At 72.5% G+C, this 26023-nt stretch carries 22 protein-coding genes; 14 read left to right on the forward strand and 8 right to left on the reverse strand.

Annotation, left to right across the window (positions count from 1 at the left end; genetic code table 11):
- Positions 1–4: 4 nt before the first annotated feature.
- Positions 5–2626, forward strand: a complete 2622-nt coding sequence (locus CEQ11_RS00780; RefSeq protein WP_088477423.1) for an ABC transporter permease — start codon at positions 5–7, stop codon at positions 2624–2626.
- 370 nt (positions 2627–2996) lie between these two features.
- Here the strand turns inward: CEQ11_RS00780 and CEQ11_RS00785 are convergent, their stop codons facing one another.
- Entirely contained in the window at positions 2997–4208 is a 1212-nt protein-coding gene (locus tag CEQ11_RS00785; RefSeq protein ID WP_227718655.1) for a hypothetical protein, read from the reverse strand.
- 442 nt (positions 4209–4650) lie between these two features.
- On the opposite strand from CEQ11_RS00785, the gene CEQ11_RS00795 reads away from it, so the two are divergent.
- The 6 genes from CEQ11_RS00795 (at position 4651) to CEQ11_RS00820 (ending at position 10193) form a co-directional block, all read left to right on the forward strand.
- Positions 4651–5754, forward strand: a complete 1104-nt coding sequence (locus tag CEQ11_RS00795; RefSeq protein ID WP_193762956.1) for a sensor histidine kinase — start codon at positions 4651–4653, stop codon at positions 5752–5754.
- Entirely contained in the window at positions 5751–6512 is a 762-nt protein-coding gene (locus tag CEQ11_RS00800; protein WP_088477427.1) for a response regulator transcription factor, read from the forward strand. The genes CEQ11_RS00795 and CEQ11_RS00800 overlap by 4 nt, the downstream gene beginning before the upstream one ends.
- 148 nt (positions 6513–6660) lie before the next feature.
- On the forward strand, positions 6661–7545 hold the full coding sequence (locus CEQ11_RS00805; protein WP_088477428.1) for an ABC transporter ATP-binding protein: 885 nt from the start codon (positions 6661–6663) through the stop codon (positions 7543–7545).
- Positions 7542–8735 (forward strand): ABC transporter permease, encoded by a 1194-nt coding sequence (locus tag CEQ11_RS00810; protein WP_088477429.1) that lies wholly within the window; start codon positions 7542–7544, stop codon positions 8733–8735. The genes CEQ11_RS00805 and CEQ11_RS00810 overlap by 4 nt, the downstream gene beginning before the upstream one ends.
- A gap of 154 nt (positions 8736–8889) precedes the next feature.
- Complete coding sequence (locus tag CEQ11_RS00815; RefSeq protein WP_088477430.1) at positions 8890–9888, forward strand: bile acid:sodium symporter family protein; 999 nt, start codon at positions 8890–8892, stop codon at positions 9886–9888.
- A 125-nt stretch (positions 9889–10013) separates the two neighbouring features.
- Complete coding sequence (locus tag CEQ11_RS00820) at positions 10014–10193, forward strand: hypothetical protein (RefSeq protein WP_088477431.1); 180 nt, start codon at positions 10014–10016, stop codon at positions 10191–10193.
- Positions 10194–10208: 15 nt separating this feature from the next.
- Here CEQ11_RS00820 and CEQ11_RS00825 read toward each other — a convergent pair whose 3' ends face one another.
- From CEQ11_RS00825 to CEQ11_RS00840, 4 genes are all read right to left on the reverse strand, one after another.
- Positions 10209–12212: an ABC transporter ATP-binding protein gene (locus CEQ11_RS00825; RefSeq protein ID WP_088478822.1), complete on the reverse strand. Its 2004-nt coding sequence runs from the start codon at positions 12210–12212 to the stop codon at positions 10209–10211.
- 114 nt (positions 12213–12326) lie between these two features.
- Complete coding sequence (locus CEQ11_RS00830; RefSeq protein ID WP_088477432.1) at positions 12327–13487, reverse strand: hypothetical protein; 1161 nt, start codon at positions 13485–13487, stop codon at positions 12327–12329.
- Positions 13488–13698: 211 nt separating this feature from the next.
- Positions 13699–14169: an NUDIX domain-containing protein gene (locus CEQ11_RS00835; RefSeq protein WP_088477433.1), complete on the reverse strand. Its 471-nt coding sequence runs from the start codon at positions 14167–14169 to the stop codon at positions 13699–13701.
- A 25-nt stretch (positions 14170–14194) separates the two neighbouring features.
- A complete protein-coding gene (locus CEQ11_RS00840) occupies positions 14195–15061 on the reverse strand; it encodes a LysE/ArgO family amino acid transporter (protein ID WP_088477434.1) in 867 nt (288 codons plus the stop codon).
- Positions 15062–15156: 95 nt separating this feature from the next.
- Between CEQ11_RS00840 and CEQ11_RS00845 the strand changes: the two genes are divergently transcribed.
- Positions 15157–16032 (forward strand): ArgP/LysG family DNA-binding transcriptional regulator, encoded by an 876-nt coding sequence (locus tag CEQ11_RS00845; protein WP_088477435.1) that lies wholly within the window; start codon positions 15157–15159, stop codon positions 16030–16032.
- Between the two features lie 42 nt (positions 16033–16074).
- Here CEQ11_RS00845 and CEQ11_RS00850 read toward each other — a convergent pair whose 3' ends face one another.
- From CEQ11_RS00850 to CEQ11_RS00860, 3 genes are all read right to left on the reverse strand, one after another.
- Positions 16075–17571, reverse strand: coding sequence for a cell wall metabolism sensor histidine kinase WalK (locus tag CEQ11_RS00850; protein WP_193762957.1), 1497 nt, complete (start codon positions 17569–17571; stop codon positions 16075–16077).
- Between the two features lie 136 nt (positions 17572–17707).
- A complete protein-coding gene (locus CEQ11_RS00855) occupies positions 17708–18472 on the reverse strand; it encodes a response regulator transcription factor (RefSeq protein WP_088477437.1) in 765 nt (254 codons plus the stop codon).
- Positions 18473–18646: 174 nt separating this feature from the next.
- A complete protein-coding gene (locus CEQ11_RS00860) occupies positions 18647–19387 on the reverse strand; it encodes a ubiquinone/menaquinone biosynthesis methyltransferase (protein WP_227718656.1) in 741 nt (246 codons plus the stop codon).
- A gap of 370 nt (positions 19388–19757) precedes the next feature.
- Between CEQ11_RS00860 and CEQ11_RS00865 the strand changes: the two genes are divergently transcribed.
- From CEQ11_RS00865 to CEQ11_RS00890, 6 genes are all read left to right on the forward strand, one after another.
- Positions 19758–20849, forward strand: a complete 1092-nt coding sequence (locus CEQ11_RS00865) for an iron-siderophore ABC transporter substrate-binding protein (RefSeq protein WP_088477438.1) — start codon at positions 19758–19760, stop codon at positions 20847–20849.
- An 11-nt stretch (positions 20850–20860) separates the two neighbouring features.
- Positions 20861–21940, forward strand: coding sequence for an iron ABC transporter permease (locus CEQ11_RS00870; protein ID WP_088477439.1), 1080 nt, complete (start codon positions 20861–20863; stop codon positions 21938–21940).
- Positions 21937–23085: an iron chelate uptake ABC transporter family permease subunit gene (locus CEQ11_RS00875; RefSeq protein WP_227718657.1), complete on the forward strand. Its 1149-nt coding sequence runs from the start codon at positions 21937–21939 to the stop codon at positions 23083–23085. The genes CEQ11_RS00870 and CEQ11_RS00875 overlap by 4 nt, the downstream gene beginning before the upstream one ends.
- A complete protein-coding gene (locus CEQ11_RS00880; RefSeq protein WP_088477440.1) occupies positions 23082–24167 on the forward strand; it encodes an ABC transporter ATP-binding protein in 1086 nt (361 codons plus the stop codon). The genes CEQ11_RS00875 and CEQ11_RS00880 overlap by 4 nt, the downstream gene beginning before the upstream one ends.
- Positions 24164–25273: a siderophore-interacting protein gene (locus CEQ11_RS00885; protein WP_088477441.1), complete on the forward strand. Its 1110-nt coding sequence runs from the start codon at positions 24164–24166 to the stop codon at positions 25271–25273. Before CEQ11_RS00880 ends, CEQ11_RS00885 begins: the two co-directional genes overlap by 4 nt.
- A 76-nt stretch (positions 25274–25349) precedes the next feature.
- Positions 25350–26009, forward strand: coding sequence for an SDR family oxidoreductase (locus CEQ11_RS00890; protein ID WP_088477442.1), 660 nt, complete (start codon positions 25350–25352; stop codon positions 26007–26009).
- Positions 26010–26023: the final 14 nt, after the last annotated feature.

Raw genomic sequence — 26023 nt, forward strand, 5'->3', positions numbered from 1 at the left:
CCCGATGCTGAAGATCGCACTCTCCCAGCTGCGGACCCACCCGCGGCGCTACGTGTCCGTGGTGCTGGCCATCCTGATCGGCACCCTGTTCCTGGCCGCGTCCTTCGTGGTCTCCTCCTCCGCGCAGGCCACCTTGCGCGCCAGCCTCGGCGCCACCTACGCCAACGCGGACCTGGTGGCCGTCCCCGGCGGCACCGCCGACTCCCAGCAGGACTCTCCGGACGTGGCGCTCTCCCGCCTCACCGGCACCGCCGCGAAGCCCGGCGAGCTCGCGAAGGTCGACGGCGTGGCCGAGGCCTACGCCGCCGAGACCGACTACGTGCAGGTCTCCGACACCCCGAAGACCGACGACTCCGGCTCCGCCGCGCTGGACGGCGGGGAGTTCTCCGCCCTGTCCCCGCTTCCCGAGCAGGCCGACCTGGCCGGCATGACTCTGGCCGAGGGCCGCACCCCGGAGGCCGGCACGCGCCAGGTGGTGGTGGACACCACCACGGCGGACCGCCTCGGTCTGACGCTCGGCTCCGAGTTCTCCCTGGAGTCCGGCGGGCCGGAGTCGCAGTCCGTGCAGGTCACCGTGGTGGGCCTGGCCGAGCCCTCGGCCGACCCGCGCCTGTCCGCCCTGCCGCAGACCTGGGGCCCGCAGTCCCTGGTGGAGGAGGTGCGCCAGACGGACGCCGAGGGGACCTCCCCTGATCCGTCCGCCTCCGCCGTACTGTTCCGCCTCGACGACGGCGCGGACGCCGGCGCCGTCCAGCAGCGCCTGCAGTCCCTGCTGGACGGGCAGAAGGTCGACGCCACCGTCTCCACCCCGGACGAGGCCGTACGCGCCCAGCTGGCGGACAGCTCCGGCGGCACGGACGTGTTCGCCTGGGTGCTCGGCGGCTTCGCGGCCCTGGCCCTGCTGGTGACGGCCCTGGTCATCGCCAACACGTTCCAGGTGCTGGTGGCCCAGCGCACCCGTGAGCTGGCCCTGCTGCGCACCCTCGGCGCCTCCACGCGCCAGGTCCGCCTCTCCGTGCTGCTCGAAGGCCTGCTGGTCGGCCTGATCGGCTCCGTGCTGGGCACGCTGCTGGCCGTGGGCCTGGCCGCCGTGGCGATCCCCCTGCTGCGCGGCCCGCTGAACCTTTCGACCCTGACCTTCGGCGCGGACCCCGTCCGTCTGCTGATCGCGGCGGGCGTGGGCGTGCTGGTGGCCGTGCTGGCCTCTCTGACCCCGGCCTTCGCGGCCACCCGGGTCTCCCCGCTGCAGGCGCTGCAGCCGGTCCCGGAGGTCACCGTCCGCTCCCGCGGCGGTGCGGTGCGCACGGTCCTCGGCGCGGTCCTGTTCTTCGGCGGCACGGCCCTGATGCTCTGGGGCGCCTTCGGCCAGTCGCCCGTCCCTGCGATCGGCGGCGGCATGCTCTCCTTCATCGGCATGCTGATGCTCGCCACGGTGTTCGTGCCGCCGGCGGTCTCCGCCGCAGGCCTGCTGGCCCGCCCGGCCGGCGTGCCCGGCCGTCTGGCCGCCGTCAACGCGGTCCGCCACCGCAGCCGGACGGCCTCCACGGCTGCGGCCCTGCTGATCGGCACCACCCTGGTGACGCTGTTCCTGGTGGGCGGTCGCACCGCCCAGGTGTCCACGGACGCCGCCCTGGACACCGAGTACCCCGTGGACCTCTCCGTCACCCTCGCCGCGGACGCGGACGCCGAGGCCGTGGCGAAGCGGGTCGGGGACCTCACCGACGTCCAGGCCGTCGCCGTGGCCACCCCGGTGGGCACCACCGAGAACGGCTCCCCCGCCTACGCCGTGGACGCCGACGGCCTGCGCCAGGTGATCTCCGGCCTGCCCGGGGACGGCATGTCCCGCCTCGGAGACGAGGGCACCGTGCTCGCCCCCAGCTGGGTCGAGGACGACGTCACCGTGACGGTCGCCGGCAAGGAGGCCACCCTCCACCCGGTCGGCGCCAACAGCCTGGAGTCCGAGGTCTACATGACCGACACCGAGGCGACGTCCCTGGGCTGGGACGGCAAGGCCGTCACCGGCGAGGCATCGGACGGCGCCGAGGCCACGATGGCCCCACGCCTGCTGGTCGCCACCGCGGACGACGTCCCGGTCACCGGCCTGCAGGACCTCACCCAGGAGGTCGCCCGCGCCGCGGACGTGGACCCGGGCTCGGTGACCGGCGGCGCCCCCATGCGCGCGCTGTACGCCCAGATCATCGACACCATGCTGTGGATCGTGGTGGCCCTGCTGGCCGTCTCCGTGGCGATCGCGCTGATCGGCGTGGCCAACACGCTGAGCCTCTCGGCGATCGAGCGGACCCGCGAGAACGCCCTGCTGCGCGCCCTCGGCCTGACCAAGGGCGGGCTGCGCACCATGATCGCCCTGGAGGCCGTGCTGATCGCGGCCGTGGCCGCGGCGCTGGGCTGCGCGCTTGGCGTGCTCTACGGCTGGGCCGGCTCGCAGCTGCTGCTCGGGGAGCTGATGGACAGCCTCGGCCGCGGCTCCGTGGTGGCGCCGGCCGTGCCGTGGCTCGAGCTGCTGCTGATCGTCGGCGTCGCCGCGCTGGCCGGCCTGCTGGCCTCGGTCATGCCGTCCCGCCGGGCCACGCGGAAGACCCCGGTGGAGGGACTGGCCTCCGTCTGAGGCGAGCGCCTCCACGCGCTGTGGGCTGAGTTGGGGCCGTTCCTCCGCAAGACATCCCATGGCCGAGACGAACAAGACCAAGACCGCCGCGGAGAAGATGCAGACCATGACCCTGATCGGGGCCGCCTCGGGCGTCACCCTGGCCCTGTTCTTCACCTTCGGCGAGAACAGCCTCCTCGATGTCCAGCCGTGGATCGCCCTCGCCGTCGGCGCGCTCGGGACGCCCTGCTCGGCTGGGTCTACGGCAGGGTCGTGGTCCGCGGGGACGCCGCCCGCTGAACCACCCCGCCGACGCGGTCGGCGGACGGCGAGGGGCCGTCGTCGGGAAGCGGAATTCCCGACGACGGCCCCTCGCCCGTGTCTGCCCGGGTCAGCCGGCACTGCCGCGGGTGAAGATGGCCTCGCGGATGTCGTCGTCGTCCTCGAGGCCGGCGCCGAGGGCCGAGCCGATCGTGGCCAGGCCGCCGATGAACCAGGCGAGCTTGCAGTACTGCCAGAACGTGGCCGGGTCCCCGGTGACCTCCTCGAAGACCGTGTCGTCCACGAACATCAGCGCACCCACCAAGGACAGCAGCGTCAGGGCGGCATGCAGGACGAGGACGCCGATCAGCACCGTGATGACCGTGGCGATGTTGAAGACCATCACCTGCTCGCGCTCGCCCTTGCGGCGCGGCTTCTCCCACAGCTTCGCGCCCACGATCATCGAGATCGTCACGGACAGGATTGCGAGGCTGCCGACCAGCGCCATCTGGATGCCGCTGTACTCCGCGGACAGCATCCACAGGTCCGTGGTCATCAGGGTCAGCAAGCCCGCGGCGAGCGCTGCGGACAGGGACTTCGAGAGCGTCGCCGCCAGCATCCAGGGGCGGTTCGCGCGGATCGTCTGCCAGAGCAGGCTCAGGTTCGCCGCGCCCACGCGCCAGGCGTAGACCAGCGGGAACTCGCGGCCGCGGTCCTCCACGTCCGTGGCCAGCTGACGGGCCGCCTTCGACGCCGCGCGCCGCTCGGACTCGGTGGGGGCGTCGTCGTCCTCGTCGGTGTCCAGGCCGAGGATCTTGCCCACCACCCGGGCCACCGCCGCCTCGACCGGCTCCTCCACGAGCTCCAGCGCCAGCACGCCCACCGCGTGCGCCGGGGACACCTGGATGCGCAGCGTGTGCTTGCCCTGCTCCAGTGGCTCGTTGCGGACCGCCACCGCCAGGTCCCAGCCCTCGTCCAGCATCCGGTCGCGGACGATCTCCAGCAGGTCGAGGGAGTCGCCTTCCTCGTCATCCAGGTGGTGCGGGAGTGCCGAGACCTGCCACTCCAGGTCCGGGTAGGTGGCGTGCAGGTCGGCCTTCAGGACCTCCAGGCCCAGGTCCGGGATCGCCGGGTCCACGAGCACGCCCAGGCTGACCAGGGTGGCCGTCGCCGTGCCGGCGGCCGGCCCATCCCCGCCGGTCGGCCGCTCCCCGGGCAACGCCGATCCGCCCGCCGCCGCGGAGCCGCCGGAGGCGGCGTGACGGGGCGAGGACGGGGCGGGCCGGGAGCCGGAGGGGCGGGGGCCGTCGTCGGGAAGGGGGTGCTGAGGATGCTCGGTCACGGCGACCATCCTCCCAGGTCCGCAGGTCCACGCACTGACGGCGGACTCCCGAGCAGACGTACTGTGGGCTCCTTCTGGCTGGGCGTTGTCCTTCCAGGCGACGTCTCCCCCTGCAGGCGGAGGTGCCCGGCCCGGCTCCTGCCTAGGGTGGAGGTCATGTCCGTCCCCACCGCAGCCTCCCCGCGACCGGACGACGCCTCCGCCGCGGACAGCACGTCCCCGGCGGCCGCGCCGGCACCCGACCGCCCGACCCGCACCCTGCCGGAGCGCTGGCTGCGCAAGGACATGATCATCGCGGCGGTCCTGGCGATCGCCTCGGTGGAGATGGCCTACCTGGGCCAGTGGGCCGGCATGGACGCCGTGTACCGGTCCTCCGTCCATGTGGTGGCTGCCACCGGCGCCGCCGCCGCGCTGCTGCTGGGGTTCCGCCGCCGCGCCCCCCATGACGGTGGCCGTGCTCTACGCGGCCGCCTACATCGCCCTGGCCTCGTCGGTGGGCGTGGAGATGTACGCCTCCCAGGTGCTGCTGTTCATGAGCTTCTACACGGTGGGCGCCTGGTGCCCGGACCGGCGCCGCGCCTTCTGGGTCCGCCTGGCGATCGTGGCGGCGATGGCGTCCTGGCTGCTGATCGCCTCCGTGCTCGGCTTCTCCTCGGGCACGGCCGGCGAGCGCGGCGTCAACGCGTACTTCGCATTCCTGCTGATCCAGTGGACGATCAATGCCGCGTACTTCTCCGGTGCGTGGATGTTCGGCGACCGCGCCTGGCAGCAGGCGATGGAACGGCAGGAGCTGGAGCGGGCCCACGCGGAGATCCGCGCCCAGCAGGAGCAGCTGGCCGAGCAGGCGGTGTCCCTGGAGCGGGTGCGCATCGCCCGCGAGCTGCACGACGTGGTGGCCCACCACGTCACCGCCATGGGCGTGCAGGCCGGCGCCGCCCGCATGCTCCAGGCGAAGGACCCGGAGGCCGCCGCCGGCCACCTGAAGGGCGTGGAGGACTCCTCCCGCCAGGCGGTGCGGGAGCTCCAGTCCCTCGTCCACACCCTCAGGGACGACGACGGCGCCGTCGCCTCGGTGCCCCGTCTGTCCGACCTCGACACGCTCGCTGAGAAGGCCCGCTCCACGGGCACGCAGCAGGTGGTCCTCGAACGGATCGGGCCGGCCCCGGCGCTGCCGCCGGCAGCCGAGCTGGCCCTCTACCGTGTGGCCCAGGAGGGCCTGACCAACGCCCGCAAGCACGCCGGCCCCCGGGCGGCCGTGACGCTCCGCCTGCGCACCGAGGAAGACCGCGTGGAGCTGGAGGTGTCCGACGACGGCCGCGGCACCCGGGGCCGGCCCCTGGTCCCCGGCACCCACCTGGGTCTGCGCGGCATGCGCGAACGCATGGACTCCGTGGGCGGCACGGTGGACGCCGGCCCCAAGCCCACCGGAGGATGGCTGGTGCGCGCCACCGTGCCGACCGTCGGGGCCGTCACCCCTGCACCCGCCGCACCCGCCGCATCCGCCGCACCCGCTGCATCCGCCGCATCCGCCGAGGAGACCCGATGAGCATCCGCGTCCTGCTGGTGGACGACCAGCCCCTGATCCGCCTCGGCTTCGCGGCGATCCTCGGCTCGGAGGACGGCCTCGAGGTGGTCGGCGAGGCCGGCGACGGCCGCGAGGCCCTCGAGAAGGTCGCAGAGCTGGACCCGGACGTGGTCTGCATGGACGTGCAGATGCCGGTGATGGACGGCATCGAGGCCACCCGGGCCCTTGCGGAGTCCGACGCCCGCGCCGCGATCCTCATCCTCACGACCTTCGACCGGGACGACTTCCTCTTCGACACCCTCACCGCCGGTGCCTCCGGCTTCCTGCTGAAGTCCGCCGGACCGGAGGAGCTGATCGAGGCCGTCCGCGTGCTCGGCCGCGGCGACGCCCTGCTGGACCCCCAGGTCACCCGCCGCGTGCTCGCCCGCCTCGCCACCGGCGCCCAGGGCGCGGGGACAGCGGACACCCCCGCCGTCGTCCCTGCCGAGGACGGGGCGGCCGCCCCCTCCGCGCCGGCCTCCATGCCCAAGCAGGCCGAGGAGCCGGGTGCGGAGCAGGCGGAGGCGAGTGCCGCCGTCGGGACGGCGGGGCTGACCGCCCGGGAGACGGAGATCCTGCGGCTGATGGCGCGCGGGCTGTCCAACGGGGAGATCGCGCAGGAGCTGGTCGTGGGCGAGTCCACCGTGAAGACCCACGTGTCCAACGTGCTGATGAAGCTGCAGGCCCGGGACCGCGTGCATGCGGTGATCTGGGCCTTCGAGCACGGCCTCGCCGACTGACCCGGGGCCGTTCCCGCCGCCGGGGCGACGCCCGGCCCCGACCCGCCTCCTCCCCCAGCAGGAGGAGGCCGCCCCTGCAGGCCGACGTCGCAGATCTCCCCCGCCGGGCGGATCCGCCGGGTGGTCCGCGGCACATAACGTGGCGGACATGATCAGCGTCAGAGACCTCAACAAGTCCTACGGCGGCACCCACGTCCTCCACGACCTGTCCTTCGACATCAAACCAGGCCTGATGACAGGCTTCGTGGGCGGCAACGGTGCCGGCAAGAGCACCACCATGCGCATCCTGCTGGGCGTGCTCTCCCACGACTCCGGCGAGATCCTCGTGGACGGCTCCCCCATCACGGCGGCCTACCGCGCCGGCATCGGCTACATGCCGGAGGAGCGCGGCCTCTACCCGAAGATGCCGGTGATCGACCAGCTCGTCTACCTGGCCCGCCTGCACGGCTCCTCCGCGAAGGCCGCCAAGGCCCGCGCCACAGACCTGCTCGAGCGCCTGGACCTGAACCACCGCGCCAAGGACAAGCTCGAGGAGCTCTCCCTCGGCAACCAGCAGCGCGCCCAGGTGGCCGCCGCCCTGGTGCACGAACCGAACGCCCTGGTGCTGGACGAGCCGTTCTCCGGCCTGGACCCGCACGCGGTGGACACCACCCTGCAGGTGCTGCGCGAGACCGCGGACACCGGCGTCCCGGTGCTGTTCTCCTCCCACCAGCTGGACGTGGTGGAGCGGCTCTGCGACGAGCTCGTCATCCTCGCCGACGGCCGCGTGGTGGCCAACGGCACCCGCCAGGAGCTCATCGAGCAGCACGCCGAGACCGAATGGGAGCTGATCGCCGGCACGGACACCGGCTGGGTCCGTTCCCAGTCCGGCGTGGAGGTCACCAGCTTCGACGGCGGCCACGTCCGCTTCCGGGCCGACGACGCGGAGGCCGCCAACGCGGTGCTGCGCGAGGCGAGCGCCCGCGGCACCGTCACCCGCTTCGGCACCGTCCGCCACTCCCTGCACGAGATCTTCACGGAGGTCACCCGATGAACGCCTCGACCCAGAACCCGATCCTCACCCACGACGACCGACCCGCGGAAGACGGAGCCGGCACCTCGGGCGCCGGCACGCAGGCCGGCCGCACCCCCTTCTGGACCGCCGTCGGCCTGGTGGCCGGCCGCGAGATGAAGGTCAAGATGATGTCCAAGGCGTTCGTGGTGACCACCGCGATCATGCTCGGCCTGCTCCTGCTGGCCGTGCTGCTGGCCCCGCGCCTGGGCGACCTCTTCGGCGGCGACGGCGACGGCGACAAGGTGGCCGTGACCGCGGAGACCTCCCAGGCGGTGGGTGCGCTCGGAGACGCCTATGACCCGCAGACGGTGGACTCTCCGGACGCCGCGAAGGAGGCCGTGCGCGCCGGCGACGTCGAGGCCGCTGTCATCCCGGACGAGGCCGGCCCGGCGGGCATCGCCGTGGTCGGCCTGGACTCCGCGCCGACCGGCCTGGTGGAGGCGCTCTCCGTCTCCCCGTCCGTGGAGCTGCTGGACCCGAACGCCCCGAATCCGGCCCTGCAGTATCTGATCGCCTTCGGCTTCGGCATCGTGTTCTTCATGATCGCCATCACCTACGGCCAGCAGATCGCGGTCTCGGTGATCGAGGAGAAGCAGTCCCGCGTGGTGGAGATCCTGCTCGCCGCCATCCCGGCGAAGGCCATGATGGCCGGCAAGGTGATCGGCAACTCCGCGATGGCCCTGTTCCAGGTGGCGCTGATCGCCGGCGTGCTCCTGCTGGGCATGCAGGTCAACGAGGCGGTCCTGCCGCTGGACGGCCTGGGTGCACCGATCCTGTGGTTCGTGCTGCTGTTCGCGATCGGGTTCGTGATGATCGCCTCGCTGTACGCGGCGGCCGCCTCCCTGGTCTCCCGCCAGGAGGACATCGGCTCCACCTCGATGCCGGTGATGATGCTGATCATGCTCCCGTACTTCGCGGTGATCTTCTTCAACGACAACCCGGATGCCCTGCGGATCATGGCCCTGGTGCCGTTCTCCGCCCCGGTGGCCACGCCGCTGCGGGTGTTCCTGGACCAGGGGGCGATGTGGGAGCACCTGCTCTCCCTCGGCATCCTGATCGCGTCCACCGCCCTGGCGATCTTGTTCGCGGCGAAGATCTACGAGCGCTCCATCCTGCGCACCGGCAAGGCCCTGAAGTGGTCCGAGGCGCTGCGCGCGAAGAAGGGCTGATCCCCCGGCGCTGATAATCGACGGTTCGTCACCGGATCGCAGAGATTCTCCGCGATCCGGTGACGAACCGTCGATCCGCGCGCACGGGCCGCAGGGCAGACGAGCGCCGTCCGCACATCGGACATCGACGCGGCCCGGACCTACAGTGGTCTGCATGAGCACCGCCACCGCCACCCGCTCGCGAGCCGCGGAGGACCGCTCGGCCCGGCTCGCGGTCAGCGTCTTCCCCCTGCTCGTCCTGGCTGCCGCCGTGATCGGCTTCCTGGCACCGGAGGCCACCAAGCAGCTGATCCCGCAGGTCAACCTGTTCCTGGGGATCATCATGTTCGGCATGGGCCTGACCCTGACGTGGCCGGACTTCGCCCTGGTGTTCAAGCGTCCGCTGCCGATCCTGCTCGGCGTGGTGGCGCAGTACGCGATCATGCCGCTGCTGGGCCTGGGCGTGGCCCTGATCCTGGAGCTGCCGCCGGAACTGGCGGCGGGCGTGATCCTCGTGGGCTCGGCCCCGGGCGGCACCGCCTCGAACGTGGTCGCCTACCTGTCCCGCGCGGACACCGCACTCTCGGTGACCATGACCTCTGTCTCCACGCTCCTGGCGCCCCTGCTGACCCCGCTGCTCACCCTGTGGCTGGCCGGCCAGTACATGGACGTGGACGCCGGCGCCATGGCGATGTCGATCGTGAACATCGTGCTGCTGCCCGTGCTCGGCGGATTGATCGTTCGCATGCTGCTGCGCCGCGCCGTGGAGATGGTCCTGCCGGCGCTGCCGTGGATCTCGGTCCTCTTCATCTCCCTGGTGGCCGCCGCGGTGGTGGGCAACTCGGCCGAGACGGTGCTCTCCGCCGGCTTCCTGGTGCTGCTCGCGGTGGTCGTGCACAACGGCCTCGGCTACGCACTGGGCTACGCCGGCGCCCACCTCTGCGGCCTGCCGCGACCCTCGGCCCGCACGGTGTCCATCGAGGTCGGCATGCAGAACTCCGGCCTCGCCGCCGGCCTGGCCGCCCAGTACCTCTCCCCCGCCGCCGCCCTGCCTGCCGCCGTCTTCTCCATCTGGCACAACCTCTCCGGCGCCGTCCTCGCGATGGTCTTCCGCCGTGCGGACAAGCCGATGGAGCACGACGAGCCCCTCGCCGAGGGCCGCGCCCGCGACTGAGGCCCGCCACCGAGGAGCCCACGCCAGCGACTGAGCCGGCGCCCGCCTCAGACCTTCCGACGTCGGGCCCTGACGCCGACCCCTCGCAGCAGCCCCCGGCAGACCCGGACCATCCGCTCCCTCCCGTGCTGAACGGGGAGACGACCCTCGCCGAGCACCTGCGGGCGCACCCGGACTCCCTCGACCTCGACCCGGAGACGGAGACCGTCCGCATGGAGCTGCGGGGCTCGGGGCCGAAGGGCACGTCGGTGACGGCGGAGTGGAGCGTCGGGCACCGTGTGGTGGTGCCCTGCCGCGACGTCTGAGGCCTGTGCCCTGCCTCACCCGGCGATGCCGAACTCCTTGAGCAGCTTCTTGGCCTGCTTGGTGCCGGCCTGCTGGAGCTGCAGCAGCTGGGAGTAGATGCCGCCGGACTCGGCGAGCTCGGCCGGGGTGCCGACCTCGTCCACGTGGCCGCCCTTCAGCGTGACGATCCGGTCCACCGAGGCGATGGTGGACAGCCGGTGCGCCACGATCAGGGACGACCGCCCCACCATCAGCTCGTCCAGGGCGGCCTGCACGAGGCGCTCGGACTTGGTGTCCAGGGAGGACGTCGCCTCGTCCAGGATCAGGATGGGCGCGTCCTTGAGCACGGCGCGTGCCACGGCGATGCGCTGGCGCTGCCCGCCGGACAGGCGCAGGCCACGCTCGCCGATCAGCTGCTCATACCGCTCCGGGAAGTCTTCCACGAACCCGTCCGCGAACGCCGCCTTCGCCGCGGCCCGCACGCGCTCGTCGCTCGCCGCCGGGTCCGCGTAGGCGATGTTCTCCCGCACCGTGCCGGAGAACAGGTTCGGCTCCTGGAACACGGCGGCGATGCCCCCGCGCAGGGCCGGCAGTCCCATCCGCTCCACGTCCTGCCCGAACACCTCGATCCGTCCGGAGCGAACCGGGTACAGGCCCATGAGCAGGTTGGTGATGGTGGACTTTCCGCCGCCGGACTCGCCCACCAGCGCGACCTTCTCACCCTGGCGGACCTCGAAGTCGACGCCGTCCAGGACGTCGCGCTCGGCGCCGGAGTCGTAGGCGAAGTGCACGCCGGAGAACCGCACCGCCGGCACGTCCGACCCGGCCCTGGCCGCGAGCTCGCGCAGCGGCCCGGCGCCGGGGTCCTCGTCGGCGGTCGCCCTCTGGGCCGCCGCCACGTCAGCCGGCCGCTCGGCCACCTCGATCCGGCCGGCCTCCCGGGCCGCCTCCGCCTTCTCCCCGGCCGGGCCCACGACGACGGACGCCTCACCGGAGGAGGCGACCGTGCCGTCGTCGTGCCCCTCGCCGTCCGCACGGACGGCGGTGCCGTCCCGGCCGTCCTCGCGCTCCTCGGCGAGGACGTCGAAGTAGTCCTTCGAGCCGGCGACGGCGCGCTGGGCGGAGTCGACGAGGTAGGACATGTTCATGATCGGCTGGCGGGCCATGGTCATCAGCTGGATGAGGATCACCATGTCGCCCACGGAGAAGTGGCCCTGGGCGGTGCGGAGGAACACCAGCAGGTAGAGCACGCCGAACACCACGTTCAGGGCGAGGCGGCGGGCGGCGTCCATGGAGTGCCACCAGTTCGACTGCCTCCGGGTGATCCCGATCGTCGCGCGGAAGCGCTCGGTGAAGCCCGCGAGCTCGGTGCCCTGGCGGTTGTAGGAGCGCACCACGGGCATCTGGGCGACCACCTCGGTGAAGCGGCCCGAGGCGATGTCGATCTCCCGGTTCTTCTCACCCTCCCAGACCTGCCACTTCTTCGAGGTCTTCGCGGTCAGCCACATGTACACCGGGAAGACGACCGCCAGCAGGACGGCCAGCGGCCACCAGTAGAACGCGGAGATCGCCAGGACCGCCGCGGTGGTGATGAGCATGGTGAACGCGTTGTTCGCGAAGAAGTTCAGGAACTGCGTGAGCTCGGTGATGGAGCGGTTCAGGCGGTTGGTGACGCGGCCGGTGATGGCGGTGTCGAAGTACTTCTGCGGCAGGTGCAGCAGGTGCTCGAAGTAGCGCGCGGAGAGGATGGTGCGCATGCGGGCTGCCATGACGTCGCCCCAGTAGCCGCCCACGCTGATCACGGCCGTGGCGAGGACCTCCACCGCGAAGAACGCCGCGGCCAGCCACGCGACCGCCGGCAGCGTCTCCTCCACCGTGGCGCTGCCGGAGACGGCGTCCACGATCCGGTCCGTGGCCGCACCGATCAGGAACGGGGTGGCCAGGGAGAGGACCGCCATGAGCACCGCGGACACCGCGATCCCCAGGTAGAGCGGGCGCAGCTGCGGGGCGAAGCGGAGGATGCGGAGCAGGGAGGTCACCGGGCGAGTGTAGTGCCGGGTGCGCCGGCCGTTCATGTCAGGTGCGGCCGGGACCCGCTCCGACGGCCTACACCGATCCCGGGCCACTCCCCTTGGACTGCAGCCGGCGGAAACTCATGTCCCCGGGTGCTTGCGACGCATGCGTTCGACCACGTCCGCGGTCATCTCAGAACGCGCCTGCTCCTGCCCTCGCTTCCTGCCCTCCACTCGGTGGACCTGGTCGAGGCGCGCCTCGCGCATAGGAAAGCGTCCCGACTCGATCGCACGCTCAGGATCGGCATCAGGTGACTGCAGGCATCCGTGCGCCCAGAGCTTCCACAGGGCCTCGTTGATGCGCATCTCATTGTCGTTGCTGGCACGAAGCTCAACTGCCCTCCCATTGACACTGATTCGGTCAGCATCGAGGGGCTCAAGATCAAGGCGCTCCGCGAAGGCGTCTTCAGCGTGGGGCAGGAACTTCGGCGCTCGCGTGAGCTTCCGGGTCGATGTCCCGAATTCCTCATGCGCGACAGCGAGTGCCTCGAGCATCTCCGCGAGATTGGAACCGGCAAGTGTCAGGGGGCGCACCTCAACGTTCTCGAGGACGCGGAAGTCCGGCTCATCCGGATGAAGCTCGATGCGGGTCCACAGTCCGGGGGCCTGCTCCTGCAGATCGGACGAGTCAATCGAGAGGCTAGCGTTGTGGCACACCATGCCCACATCGATCACAAAGGACGGGCCTTCGTCTGCGCCCCCACCCTCCTGGGTCGTCTCACGGGGCGTCCGCTTCCCCTCCTCGTCGACGTTGGTCCACGTGCTCTTCACGATCACGTATCGCTCGGTGATGCCGACGACCCAGCGGCATCCGCCTCGGTCCTGACAGAGAGTCTCTGCAACGTGCTCGACTGCCTTCTCAGTCGACGCCGGCGCCGCCTCATGGAATCCGTCGAAGCGTTCGCCATCGAACGGAGGCTGCCCCTCGCCCGTGGCAGGACGACGGGCTGAGTCGAAGTCGGCGCTGGGAAACATTGCCGCGATCGCCGCTGCGAACGTCGCGAAACCGAGCAGGAACTTCCATGCTCCAGGGATCAAGACTGTGAGGACGAGGAAGACTGCCGTGATCCCGACCCGGATCCACGTGTGGATTCGAACATGTCGCCGATCCACAAGGTTGCCGTGCAGGTCGATGTACCGGGCCAACGTCCGGAGCCTTCCAGCCACGTCCGCCTCGGGGCCTTTGCCCTTGAACGGCCGACTCTTGTCATTTCTCGTGACCTTCAGGTCTTCCTTGGCCATGCTCACCCTTCTCTCAGGCGACTATTCTCCCTCACACCGTCACCATCCACGACGATGTGTTCGAGGGCAGGACACCGCCCCTCGAGTTGAACCGAACACCGCCGACGGGTCCGCCGGCGCTTTCGGTTGACCTGAGGCCCGTCCGGGCGCCGAACACGGACCCGAACTCAACCGACAGTGCGGAGGGGAGGGGAACGCGCGCAGGGGAGGGTCAGAACAGCGGGTCGGCCGCGATCCCCTCGAGCACCGAGCGCAGCAGCGGGGCCAGGCCGTCACCGTCCGGAGCCTTGGGGGCGGCGGGGTCGAGCCAGGTCAGGTCCGCGATCTCGGCGGCCTTCACCGGGACTTCGTGCTCCGCCAATGGACGGGCAAGGGCGAAGACGTGACCCACCACGCGGAAGCCGGCCTCGTTGGCGGCGGCGGCCTCATGGACGCCCAGGCAGGTCAGCTCGTCCGGGCGCAGGCGGATGCCGGTCTCCTCGGCCACCTCGCGCACGGCGGCCTCCCGTGGCGTCTCGCCGGGCTCGGGCTTGCCGCCGGGGAACATGTACATCCTCGTGCCGTCTTTGCGGACGGACAGGGTGCGGCCGTCCGGGCGTCGCAGCACTACGGCGGACACGCGGATCGTCTGCGCGTCCGGTCCGGACGGATCTCGGGCATCGTTCACGTCGACGGCGGGCATGCCGTCCATTCAACACCCGAAGGACTCAGAACAGGGTGAAGGTGATCTTCACCGCGATGCCGATCATCAGCACGCCGACCACGGAGTCCACGATCCGCCACATCTTCGGCGAGTTCATGAACGGGGCGATCTTGGTGCCGCCCCAGCCCAACAGGACGATCCACAGCGTGGAGGCGAGGATGGCGCCGCCGGCGAACAGCCAGCGGCCGTCTCCGTAGGCCTGGGAGACGGTGCCGAGCATGACGACCATGTCCAGGATCGCGTGCGGGTTCAGCAGGGACACGGACAGGGCGAGCATGATCGCCTTGCCCAGCGGGGTCTGCGGGGCCTCGAGGGCGACCGTCCGGACCTTCGGCGTGGCCTGCACGGCCACCGAGCCGCTACCGGAGGGCTTGACGACGACGGACGGGCGGGCGGGCTCGGCCGGCTCACCGGAGCGCGGGGCCCGGCGGACGGCGCCCTCCTCGGTGAGGTGTCCGGAGCGGTGGGCGGCGAGCATCTCACTGTCGATGACCGGCAGCTGGCCCGTCAGGGTGACCACATCGGTGAGGGATGGCGCGTGCTCCGGGTCGTTCTGCTGGGCCTCGGCGGCCGCGGAGGCGAGGGTGGTCTGGCCCTTCCAGGCCGACCTCAGGGAGGCGAAGGCGAACCAGAGCAGGTAGGCGATGCCGGCCACGGTCATCGCGGGGATGAGCCACGGCACAGCGCCGGCGACGACTCCCACACCGGCGACTCCGGCGGCGAGCAGGATCATGTCACCGGCCAGGCAGATGCCGAGCGACAGCAGCACGCGGTCTCGTCGGACGACCTGGCGCAGCAGGAACAGAGTCTGCGCACCCACGGCGACGACGAGCGCGAGGTTGGTCAGGAACCCGGTGGCGAAGATGGTCACGGGAAGAGAGTAGGAGCGCCTCGGCAACCGCCTCCAGCGCAGAATCCTTCAGGTTCTGAAGCTACCCTTCAGACCTTGACGTAGGCTGTGCTCCTGTGAACTCCGACCACCTGCGCGCCCTCGCCGCGGCCGTCGACGAAGGCACCTTCGACGCCGCCGCCGCCTCCCTCCGCATCTCCGGCTCCGCCCTCTCGCAGCGCATCCGCGCCCTGGAGAAGCAGGTCGGCCAGGTCCTGCTGACGCGCACCGTGCCGGTGCGGGCCACCTCGGCCGGCGAGCACATGCTGCGCCTGGCCCGCCAGGTCCTGGCGCTGGAGGACGACGCCCTCAGCACCCTCGGCGTGGGCGAGCAGGGCCGCACCCGCCTGCCGATCGCCGTGAACGCAGACTCTCTGGACACCTGGTTCCTGGGGGTCCTCAAACGGGCCGCCACCTGGGACGACGTGGTCCTCAACATCCACGCCGAGGACCAGGCCCACACGGCCCGGCTGCTGCGCTCCGGCACCGTGATGGCGGTGGTCACGGCGGTCCCGGAGCCGGTCTCCGGCTGCGTGGTGGTCCCGCTGGGCACCATGCGGTACCACGCCGTGACCACCCGATTCCTCGCGGACCTGCACCGGAGAGAGGACGGCACTCCGGACCTCACCACGCTCCCGGCGGTGGACTACGGCGTGCGCGATCTGCTCCAGCACCAGGTGCTCGTCCGCGCCGGCCTCGGCACTCCCCCACACCACCTGATCCCCTCGGTCACCGCTTACCATCGCGCCGTGACCGGAGGCCTGGGCTGGGGCATGATCCCGGATTCCCAGATGCCGGCCGGCGTGCTCGAGGGCACCCACCCGGAGCTGACGACCATCCCGGACCTCGGGGACATGGACGTGGAGCTGCACTGGCAGCGCTGGAACTCCGGACCGGACTCGCTGGACCGGTTGACCGAAGCCGTCATCGCGGCGGCCCAGGACATGCGCTGACCGATGCGGTCGGCAGCCGGGGCCGGGCGCGGCACGGCCGGGTCAGCCGCGGAGAGGGCCGTCGTCGTCCACGGCGGGCAGGGTCACCACCATGCGGGTGCGCCCCGGCTCGGAGTCCGCCGTGATGGTGCCGCCGTGTGCCTCCACCACGGCCCTGACGATCGCCAAACCCAGGCCGGTGGAGCCCTCCACCGGCTCGCGGGCGGCCGAGGCGCGGATGAAGCGGTCGAAGAGGACGGGCATGATCTGTTCGGGGACTCCGGGGCCGTCGTCCTGCACCACCAGACGCACGCCCCTGCCGGACGGGGCCTCCGGGAACGGGACCACCTCCACGTGCACCCAGACCGTGGTGCCGGCAGGGGTGTGCTTGCGGGCATTGGAGAGCAGGTTGCCCACCACGCGCTCGAGCTGGTGCAGGTCACCGCAGACCCTGGGGCCCTGGGAGAGTTTCTCCTCCGAGATCTCCACGTCCCACTCGTGGTCCGGCGCAGCGGCCCGAGCATCCGCGACGGCGCCCACCGCGAGCTCGGCCACGGAGACGAGGCGACGCTCGGCGTCGCCGGACCCTCCGGCCTCGAGACGGCGCTGAGCGTCTCGGTCCATGCGCGCCAGGAAGAGGAGGTCGTCCACGAGCCGGGTCATACGGTCCGACTGCGCCAGCACCCGGTTCAGCGACTCACGGCCCCGCTCGGACAACGGCTCGGTGAGGCCGATCATCTCCGAGTAACCGCGGATCGAGGCGAGCGGGGTGCGCAGCTCGTGGGAGGCGTCCGCCACGAAGCGGCGAAGCGTGTCCTCGAGGCGCTGGCGCTCGTCGAGGGACTCGTCCATGGAGATGAGCATGTGGTTGAACGCAGAGGCCACCACGGCCATCTCGTCCTCGTGGCGGCTGGCGGACTCCGGCACCCGGTAGTCCGCCAGATGCACCCCCGGCGTGCCCACCGGCAACGCGGAGACCGCATTCGCGCTGGCGGAGACGTCCGCCAGCGGCCCCAGGGAGCGGCGCACCCACGCCCAGGAGCCGATAGCCACCACGATGATGACGACCGCGATGCTGCCGAGGGTGCCGATGCGGGTGTCGTTGAGGACCTCGAGCTGGCTGTCGATCGGGACGCCCACCACCAGGAAGCGACCCCCGGAGGCCGCCGCGACGGCGGGGGAGAGACGCTTCCCCTGGATCATGTAGGCCACCCCTTCGAGGTCGACCTCGGTGGCCTCCTCCACCGGGCCGTCTGCGACGCCATCGATCAGCTCACGCCTCTCCTTCGAGGTGAGCGCACGCTGGCCGCCCGCCGCATCCAGGATGTAGCCGTCGACGCTCTGGCCGGAGTGATCGGACAGCCCTTCCTCCGCGGCGATCGTCACCAGCGTGCCGGACTCGAGGCCGGCACCGGTGGGCAGGGGGTTCCCGGCGCCCATGGCGGACAGCGGTGCACTGAACCCGGCAGTGGGTCCACGGTGCTCCAGCTGCAACCAGGCGCGCTGCAGCGATGCCCCGAGTTCCCCTGCGATCCTGTCGCGGATGGTCTGCTCGGCCATGCTCAGCGTGAAGACCGCGTAGAGGCAGAGCACCAGGGTGACGAAGGCGACGAGCCCTGCCGAGATGCGAACCGCCAGGGACTGCGGCCGCCCTGCCTCCCGCCTGCGCTCAGGAGTCGGTGCGCCCGGGGCCGGTTCAGGCCGGTCGGATGACATAGCCCGCGCCGCGGACCGTGTGGATCATCGGGTCACGGCCGACGTCGATTTTCTTGCGCAGGTAGGAGATGTAGAGCTCCACGATGTTCGCCCGACCTCCGAAGTCATAGCCCCAGACGTGGTCGAGGATCTGGGACTTGGAGAGCACGGTGCGCACGTTGAGCATCAGGTACTGCAGCAGGTTGTACTGGGTGGCGGTCAGGTCGATCAGGTCGCCGCCACGGGTGACCTCGTGGGTGCGGGTGTTCATCACCAGGTCTCCGACCACGATCACCTCGTTGGCTGCGGCCATCAAACCGGAGCGCTTCACGAGGCGGTGGAGACGGATGAGGACCTCCTCCATGGAGAACGGCTTGGTGACGTAGTCGTCACCGCCGGCGGCGAGGCCGGAGATGCGGTCGTCCGTGGAGTCCTTCGCGGTGAGGAACATGACCGGCAGGTCCGGCCAGAACGCGCGCAGGCGGTCCAGCACCTCGAACCCGTCGAGGTCCGGGAGCATGATGTCCAGCACGGCGACGTCGGGCTGCTTCTCCTTGTTCTTCTCCAGAGCGGTTGCGCCGTCATGGGCCACCACAACCTCCCAGCCGCACAAGGACAGGCCGATGGACATGAGGTCGGCGATCATCGGCTCGTCGTCCACCACCAGGACACGCACCGGCGAGCCGTCCGGGTGGGACAGCTTCGGGAGGATCTCCTGCAGCTCGGCCACAGAGGTGGGGGTGCCGACGGTCCGAGGCTCGGTCACTGGAGGCTCCTTCGTATAGGGAGAGAGGGCCGCCCTTGGGCGGAGGGGGACGCGGACCCGACGGTGCGGCCAGTCTATGACGGAATTGTCTGTGACAATACCGTTATCTGTCCAGGTCGCGACGATCCTACGCCCCGATCGCCGAGATCGCTGAGTCGGAACCTGTACATCTCATCAGACGACCGGCTTCATGCCCCAGTGCACGGCCAGGGTGCCGAAGAGGAAGGTCTCGTGGCCCACGTTCGCGAAGCCTGCGTCCTCCAGCAGCGCCGCGATCTGCGCCGGGGACTTGAAGGCACGGCTGGATTCGGAGAGGTAGGCGTAGGCTTCCGGGGTCTTCGTGATCATCTTCGCCACCCGGGGCACCACGTTCCGGATGTAGAAGGTGGAGAAGGGCTTGAAGACGTCGTCGGGTGCCGGCGAGGTCTCGAGCGCGGCCATCCAGCCGCCGGGACGCAGCACGCGGAACTGCTCGGCGAGCGTGGTCGGGATGTCGGACACGTTGCGCAGCAGGTAGCCGTGGGTGATGGAGTCGAAGGACTCGTCCTCGAACGGCAGGTCCATGGCGTCGGCCTCGACCCACTCCACCTTCTCCCCGTCCTTGCGGGCGCGGCCGACCTCCATCATCTCGGGCGCGAAGTCCGCGCCGACCACCTCGGCGTCCGGGTGGCGGCGCAGCACCTCGAGGGCGATGTCCCCCGTGCCGGTGGCCAGGTCCAGGACGCGGCCGCCGGCGGGGATGTTCGCGTGGTCCACGGTGCGACGGACGAACCGCAGCTCCTGGCCCCAGGTCATCACCGCGTTCATGAGGTCGTAGCGGCCGGCGATGTCGTTGAACATGGACGCGACCCGCTCGCCGTGGTCGGTGGGGCGCGGGCGGTCGCCGTGGACGGGGGAGGAGTTCTGCTGGCTCACAGGTCCACGGTATCCGCTTCACGGCGGCCTCCGGGCATCCGCGGCCCCCTCCCGGCGAGCGCCTCCGCGCCGGGAGGGCGGCGCCTCTCAGCAGACGCCCAGCGGACTCCATGCCGCGCCCCGGTTGTGGAGGGAAGTAAGGGTGCACTAACCTCGCCTATTGAGACACATCGATGTTGCGTAATTGACCTCGAGTGTCATCGGCTCCGCGGAGGCGGGCTCTCGTCCAGCCGCCACTGAAGGGGTCACCCCGTGAGCGTCGTCGGCGCGTCATGGCCCTTCTCCCAGGGGGCCCGGGCGCGCCGACGTCGTGCCTCACCGCCTCGCCGTCGTCCGGACGGCGAGTCCCCCCACCCGAGAAAGGCTGCCCATGGCCCCCTCCTCCCCCCTGCTCTCCCGCCGCGCCCTGCTCGGCGCGGGCGGCTCCGGCCTCGCCCTGCTCCTGGCCTCCTGCGCCACGGGACCGGCCGGCGGGGACGCCTCCGGCTCCGGAGACGCACAGGACGGCAAGGGCTCCGAGGGCTCCGGGGACGCCGCGGGCGCCTTCCCCGTGACGGTCGAGCACGTGTACGGCTCCACCGAGATCCCGTCCGAGCCGCAGCGTGTGGCCACGGTCTCCTGGGTGAACCAGGACGTCTGCGTCGCCCTGGGGGTGGTGCCGGTCGGCATGGCCGCGGTGGAGTTCGGCGGCAACGCGAACCAGTCCACGGACTGGTTCGACGCGGCCCTGGAGGAGATCGACGGCGCCGAGCGCCCCGTCACCTGGTCCGAGGCCGACGGCCTGGACGTGCAGGCGATCGCCGCCGCGGAGCCGGACCTGATCCTCGCCGTCTACTCCGGGATCACGCAGGAGGACTACGACCGCCTGTCCAAGATCGCCCCGACCGTCGCCTACCCGAAGGACGTCCCCGCGTTCGGCACGCCCTGGCAGCAGTCCACCGTGGTCATCGGCCGCGCCCTGGGCCGCGAGGACCGGGCGAAGGAGCTCGTCGCGGACCTCGAGCGGCAGATCGCGGACGCCGGCGCCGAGCACGAGGCGCTGCAGGGCGCGACCTTCGTCTACGGCACCGTGGATCCGGCCGCCGCGGACCAGATCAGCATCTACACGGACGTGGACAACCGCCCCCAGTTCCTGGAGCAGCTCGGCATGGAGCAGGCCGAGGTCGTCCGGGAGAACTCGCCGCAGGACCAGGAGTTCTTCTTCACCTGGTCCCCCGAGCGCGCCGACGAGCTCGAGTCGGACGTGTTCGTCTCCTGGGCCGCCGCGGAGGACGTCCGGCAGAGGATCGAGTCCGACCCGCTGCTCGGCACGATCCCGGCGGTCGAGTCCGGCGGCCTGGTCCTCCAGGTGGACCAGCAGCAGGTGCTGTCCGTCTCCGCGATCTCCCCGCTGTCCATCCCGTATGCGCTGAAGGAGATCGTCCCGCCGATCGCCGATGCCGCCGCGCGGGCGAAGGGCTGACACCGCCTCCCATGCCCGCCGTCCCCGTCGCCACGCGCCCGGGGCGCCGAGTCCGCTCGGCGCCCCGGGCGCGTCCGGCCGCCCTCCTCCTGCTGCTCCCGCTCGTCCTGCTGGCGGTGGCGGGAGTGGCCGCGCTCGCCTTCGGCGCCCGCGCCGTGGACCCGACGACGGCCCTGCACACCCTGGGTGCGCTGCTCACCGGACAGCCTCTGCCCGAGGGCATCGACGCCGCGGCCGTCGCCTCCCGCGTGCCGCGCACCGTGACCGCGGCCCTCGTGGGGGCGGCCCTGGCCGTGGCCGGTGCCGCGATGCAGGGGGCCACCCGCAACCCCCTGGGCGACCCCGGTCTGCTCGGGCTGTCCGGCGGCGCCTCCCTGGCGATGGCCGTGGGCCTGGCCCTCGGCCTCCCGGCCTCCGCGCCCGCCGCCCTGGGCCTCGCCGTGCTGGGGACGCTCGGCGCGGCCGTGGTCGTCTACGCCTGCGCGGCGGCGGCGACGCGCATCGGCGGGACGCCGGGAGCGCCCTCCCCCATCGCCCTGGTGCTGGCCGGCGCCGCGGTCACCGCCGGCACCACGGCCCTCACGACGGCCCTGCTGGTGCTGTCCCCGGCCGTGAGGGACCGCCTCCGCTTCTGGAGCATCGGGACCGTGGCGCGCGCCGAGCTCTCCGAGGCCCTCGCCCTCGCCCCGGTGATCCTCGCCGCCGTGCTGGCAGCGGTCGCGGTGGGGTCCGGCCTGGACGCCCTGGCCCTGGGCGACGACCTCGCCCACGGGCTCGGGGCCCACCCGGGCAGGGTCCGCGGCGTGCTGCTGGCGGCCGTCGTGGTGCTCACCGCCGCGGCCGTGGCCCTGGCCGGCCCCGTGGCCTTCGTGGGCCTCGTGGTCCCGCACGCCCTGAGGCGGCTGCGCCCCTCCGGAACGCGCCTGCTCCTCGGCGGCTGCGCCCTGTGGGGAGCCGTCCTGCTGATCGCGGCGGACCTGCTCGGCCGCACCGTCGTCGCCCCCGCCGAGGTGCACCTGGGCGTCACCACCGTGCTGCTCGGCGTGCCCGTCCTGCTCCTCCTGCTGCGCCGGACGGGGGTGAGCGCATGACCGCCGCCTCCCCGCACACTCCCCCGGGGACGTCCCCGGAGGAGGCGTCTGCCGCGGCCGCGGAAGCGGCAGCCGGTGGAGCCGCGCCCACGGAGGCGGCACGCGACGCCGTGGCCCGCATGCGCCGCGCGGACCGGGTCCGCCTCGGCGCGGCGGCCGTCGGCCTGGGCACGGTGCTGCTCGTCCTCCTCGCCCTGCGGGTGCTCTGGGGCCACTACCAGGTCACCCCCGCGGACTTCGTGCGCATCCTGGCGGGCCAGACCATCCCCGGGGCGAGCTTCATCGTCCTCGAGGAGAAGCTCCCCCGCGCCGTCGCGGCGGTGCTCGCCGGCGGCGCCCTCGGAGCCGCCGGCGCGCTCTACCGCCGCACGCTGCGCAATCCGCTGGCGTCCCCGGACATCCTGGGCGTGACCACGGGGGCCGCCGCGGCCGTCGTCGCCTGGCTCGCCCTCACCGCCGGGCAGGTCGGCGGCGGCTCGGACCTGGCGCGGTCCGGTGCCGCCCTCGTCGGCGCCCTGGCCGCGGGAGCCGCCGTGTTCCTGGCGGCGCGGTCGATCGGCGGCGAGCGCTTCATCGTGGCCGGGATCGCCGTGGCAGCCGCCGGCCAGGCCCTCGTGGCCGGGACCATGCTGTCCCTGTCCGAGCACGACCTCCAGGCCGCGACCCTGTGGATCGCGGGCTCCCTGAACGGCGTGACGTGGGGCCGGATCGCCCTGCTCGGCGCCGTGACGGCGGTCCTGCTGCCGGCGGCCGGCCTGCTGCACCGGGCGCTGGCCCCGGCCGACCTGGGCCTGCCCACGGCGGCGGCCCTGGGGGCCCGTCCCCAGCGGACCGGCGCCGCCGCCCTGGTGCTCGGTGCCGTGCTCGCGGCCGCCGCCACGGCCGCCGTGGGCCCGCTGGCGTTCGTGGCCCTGCTCGCCGGCCCCGCCGCCCAGGGCCTCACCGGCGGGCGCCCGTCCCTGGCCTGCTCCGCGCTGACCGGTGCCGCCATGGTCGTCCTGGCGGACCTGCTGGCCGCCGAGGCGGCCGCCCTGCTGTTCGACGGCGCCCGCCTGCCCACCGGCGTGCTCACCGGCGCCGCCGGCGCCCCGCTGATGCTCTGGATGCTGCTGCGCCAGGGCCGTGAGAGAGGAGGACGCGCATGAGTGCCGCCCGCCCCGACCAGCCCGTCCGGCACGACGCGCACGGACGCACCGCCGGCCGCGCACACGGCACCGGCCCGGGGTCCACGGCCGTCGGACTGCGCCTGCGCGGCGTGGAGCTCGGCTACGGCCCGGCCTCGGCGCCGCCCGTCGTCGGCCCCCTGGACCTGGACCTGCCCGCCGGGGCGACCACCGCGATCATCGGCGCCAACGGCTGCGGCAAGTCCACCCTGCTGCGGGGACTCACCCGGCAGCTGCCGCTGCGGGCCGGGAGCATCGAGGTCCTCGGCCGGGACCTCTCGGGCAAAGGCGCACGCGAGTACGCCCGCACCGTGGCCCTGCTGCCCCAGCATCCGGTGGCCCCCGAGGGCATGACCGTCGCCCAGCTGGTGGCCCGCGGACGCCATCCCCACCGCGGCCTGCTCGGCGGCCGCACCGCCGGGGACGACGAGGCGATCGCCGCGGCTCTGGCGAGCACCGGGCTGGCACCGCTGGCCGACCGGGACGTGACCACCCTCTCCGGCGGACAGCGCCAGCGCGCCTGGCTCGCCCTCGTGCTCGCCCAGCAGACCCCGGTCGTGCTGCTCGACGAGCCGACGAGCTACCTCGACCTCGCCCACCAGGTGGACGTCCTCGACCTCGTGCGGCGCCTGCCGGACCCGCGGGGCACGGCGAACGCGGCGGGAGCGCGGGCCCATCCGGAGTCCGACCATGCGGGAGCAGACCGTGCAGACGCTCCCGCAGAGTCCGGTGCGGACTCCGCTGCCGAGGCACCTCGGGCGACGGTCGTGGCCGTGCTGCACGAGCTGAACCTCGCCGCCCGCTGCGCCGACCACCTCGTGGCGATGGCCCACGGGCGGGTCGTCGCCGCCGGCACCCCCGCCGAGGTGGTCGTGCCCGACGTCCTGGCCGAGGTATTCGGGCTCGACGCGGACGTGGTGCCGGACCCCCTCCTCGGCCACCCCGTGGTCCTGCCCCGCGGCGCGGGAGACCGACGGGCACCCGCCCGTCTCGCCGCCCCCACATCCCTCGGCGCGGACGCACCGACCGCGGGCACGCCCACCACCGTCCAGGAGGACCGATGACCGAAGGCATGACCGTCGCCCACACCCGGGTGGTCTCCGTGGAGCAGCCCTGCCGCGGATTCCGCCGCATTGTCCTGGCAGGGGCGGACCTGGAGCGGGCCAGCGCCGACCTGCTGGGCCTGCTGCCTCCGGGGGTCCCGGACCTGCACCAGCTCTACCGCGGCTCCCGCCCCCGCCGCGACGCCTACGTGAAGGTGCTCGTCCCCCCGCCGGGCGGCGTCTCGGCGGACCCGGACCTCTCCGCCGGCTTCCGCAGCGGGTTCCTGGCCGTCCCGGAGGAGGAGCGCGGCTGGATGCGCACGTACACGGCGCGCTCGGCCGGACGGGTCCGCCTCGACGGCCGGGCCGTCCCCTCCCTCACCCTGGACGTGGTCCTGCACGGCGACCCCGAGGACCCCGACGCCCCCCACCAGGGCCCCGGCCTGCGCTGGGCCCGCACCGTCTCCCCCGGCGACGAGGTCAACGTGCTCGTCCCCAGCGCCGAGGCACCCGCCTGGACCGGCTGGCGCGACACGGGCGCCCGCCGCGTCCTGGCCGTCGGAGACGAGACCGCCGTCCCCGCCCTGCTGTCCGTGGCCGAGGAGCTCGCCGACCCCTTCGGCGGCTTCGCCGGTGAGGCGGACCTGGTCCTCGAGCTGCCCGCCGAGGCCGGCCTCACCGACCTGATCGCCGAGCGCCTGGCCGTGCCCGAGCCCTGGGACTGGACCCGACCCCTCGCCGTCTCCGAGCACGGCAGGGTCCGCCTGCACGTCGGACGCCGCGGGGTCGCAGACGGGCACGGCGACCTGCCCGCCGGCGCAGACCTGCCCCAGGGGTCCTGGGCCCACGGACGGCTGGCGACGCTGCTGGGACTGGGCGGACCCGAGCAGGGCGAGGGAGCCGTCGTCGTGCCGGAGGAGCCGCCGGCCGAGGACGGGCAGCGCGAGTGGACCATCGCCGAGATCGACCCGGTCTCCGGCGCCGAGCGCCCGGGCACCTACGTCTTCCTCGCCGGCGAGTCCGCCATGGTGCGCGGCCTGCGGCGCCTGTGCGTGGGCGAGGGCGGCATCCCCAAGGCCCACGTGTCCTTCATGGGGTACTGGAGGCACGGTCAGGCGGAGAGCTGAGCCGTCGGGAATGAAGGAACCGGCCGGGCCGTTGCGCCTGGGACACCTGGAATCGACTTCTCAAGGAGGCCTCATCATGGCCGATGTCATCTTGATCGGCGGCCACGGCAAGGTGGCTCTGCTCGCCGCACCCCTGCTCGTAGAGGCTGGGCACACGGTCACCTCCGTGATCCGCAACCCGGACCACGCGGACGAGGTCCGGGCAACCGGCGCCGAGCCGCTGGTGCTGGACGTGGAGCAGGCCGACGAGACCGACCTGGCCGGCGCCTTCGCCGGCAAGGACGCCGTCGTGTGGTCCGCCGGTGCCGGCGGCGGTGACCCCGCCCGCACCAAGGCTGTGGACCGGGACGCCGCGATCCGCTCGATGGACGCGGCACGCACCGCAGGCGTGGACCGCTACGTGATGGTCTCCTACCTGGGTGCCTCCCTCGACCACGGAGTCCCGGAGGACGACGACTTCCACGCCTATGCCCAGGCGAAGGCCGAGGCGGACGAGCACCTGCGCGGCTCCGGCCTGGACTGGACCATCCTCGGCCCGGGCGCCCTCACACTGGACGAGCCGACCGGCCGGATCGCGGCGAACCCCTCCCGCGAACAGGTGTCGGACTCCTCCGCCACCTCCCGCGGCAATGTGGCCCGCACGATCGTGGCGGCCCTCGCCTCGGGCGAGAGCATCGGCCGCCAGGTCGAGTACGTGGACGGCGACACGCCGATCGAGGACGTCTTCCCGGCCTGACGTGGACGGAGCGG

This window comes from Micrococcus sp. FDAARGOS_333, assembly GCF_002206575.2.
Lineage (GTDB): Bacteria > Actinomycetota > Actinomycetes > Actinomycetales > Micrococcaceae > Micrococcus > Micrococcus lylae.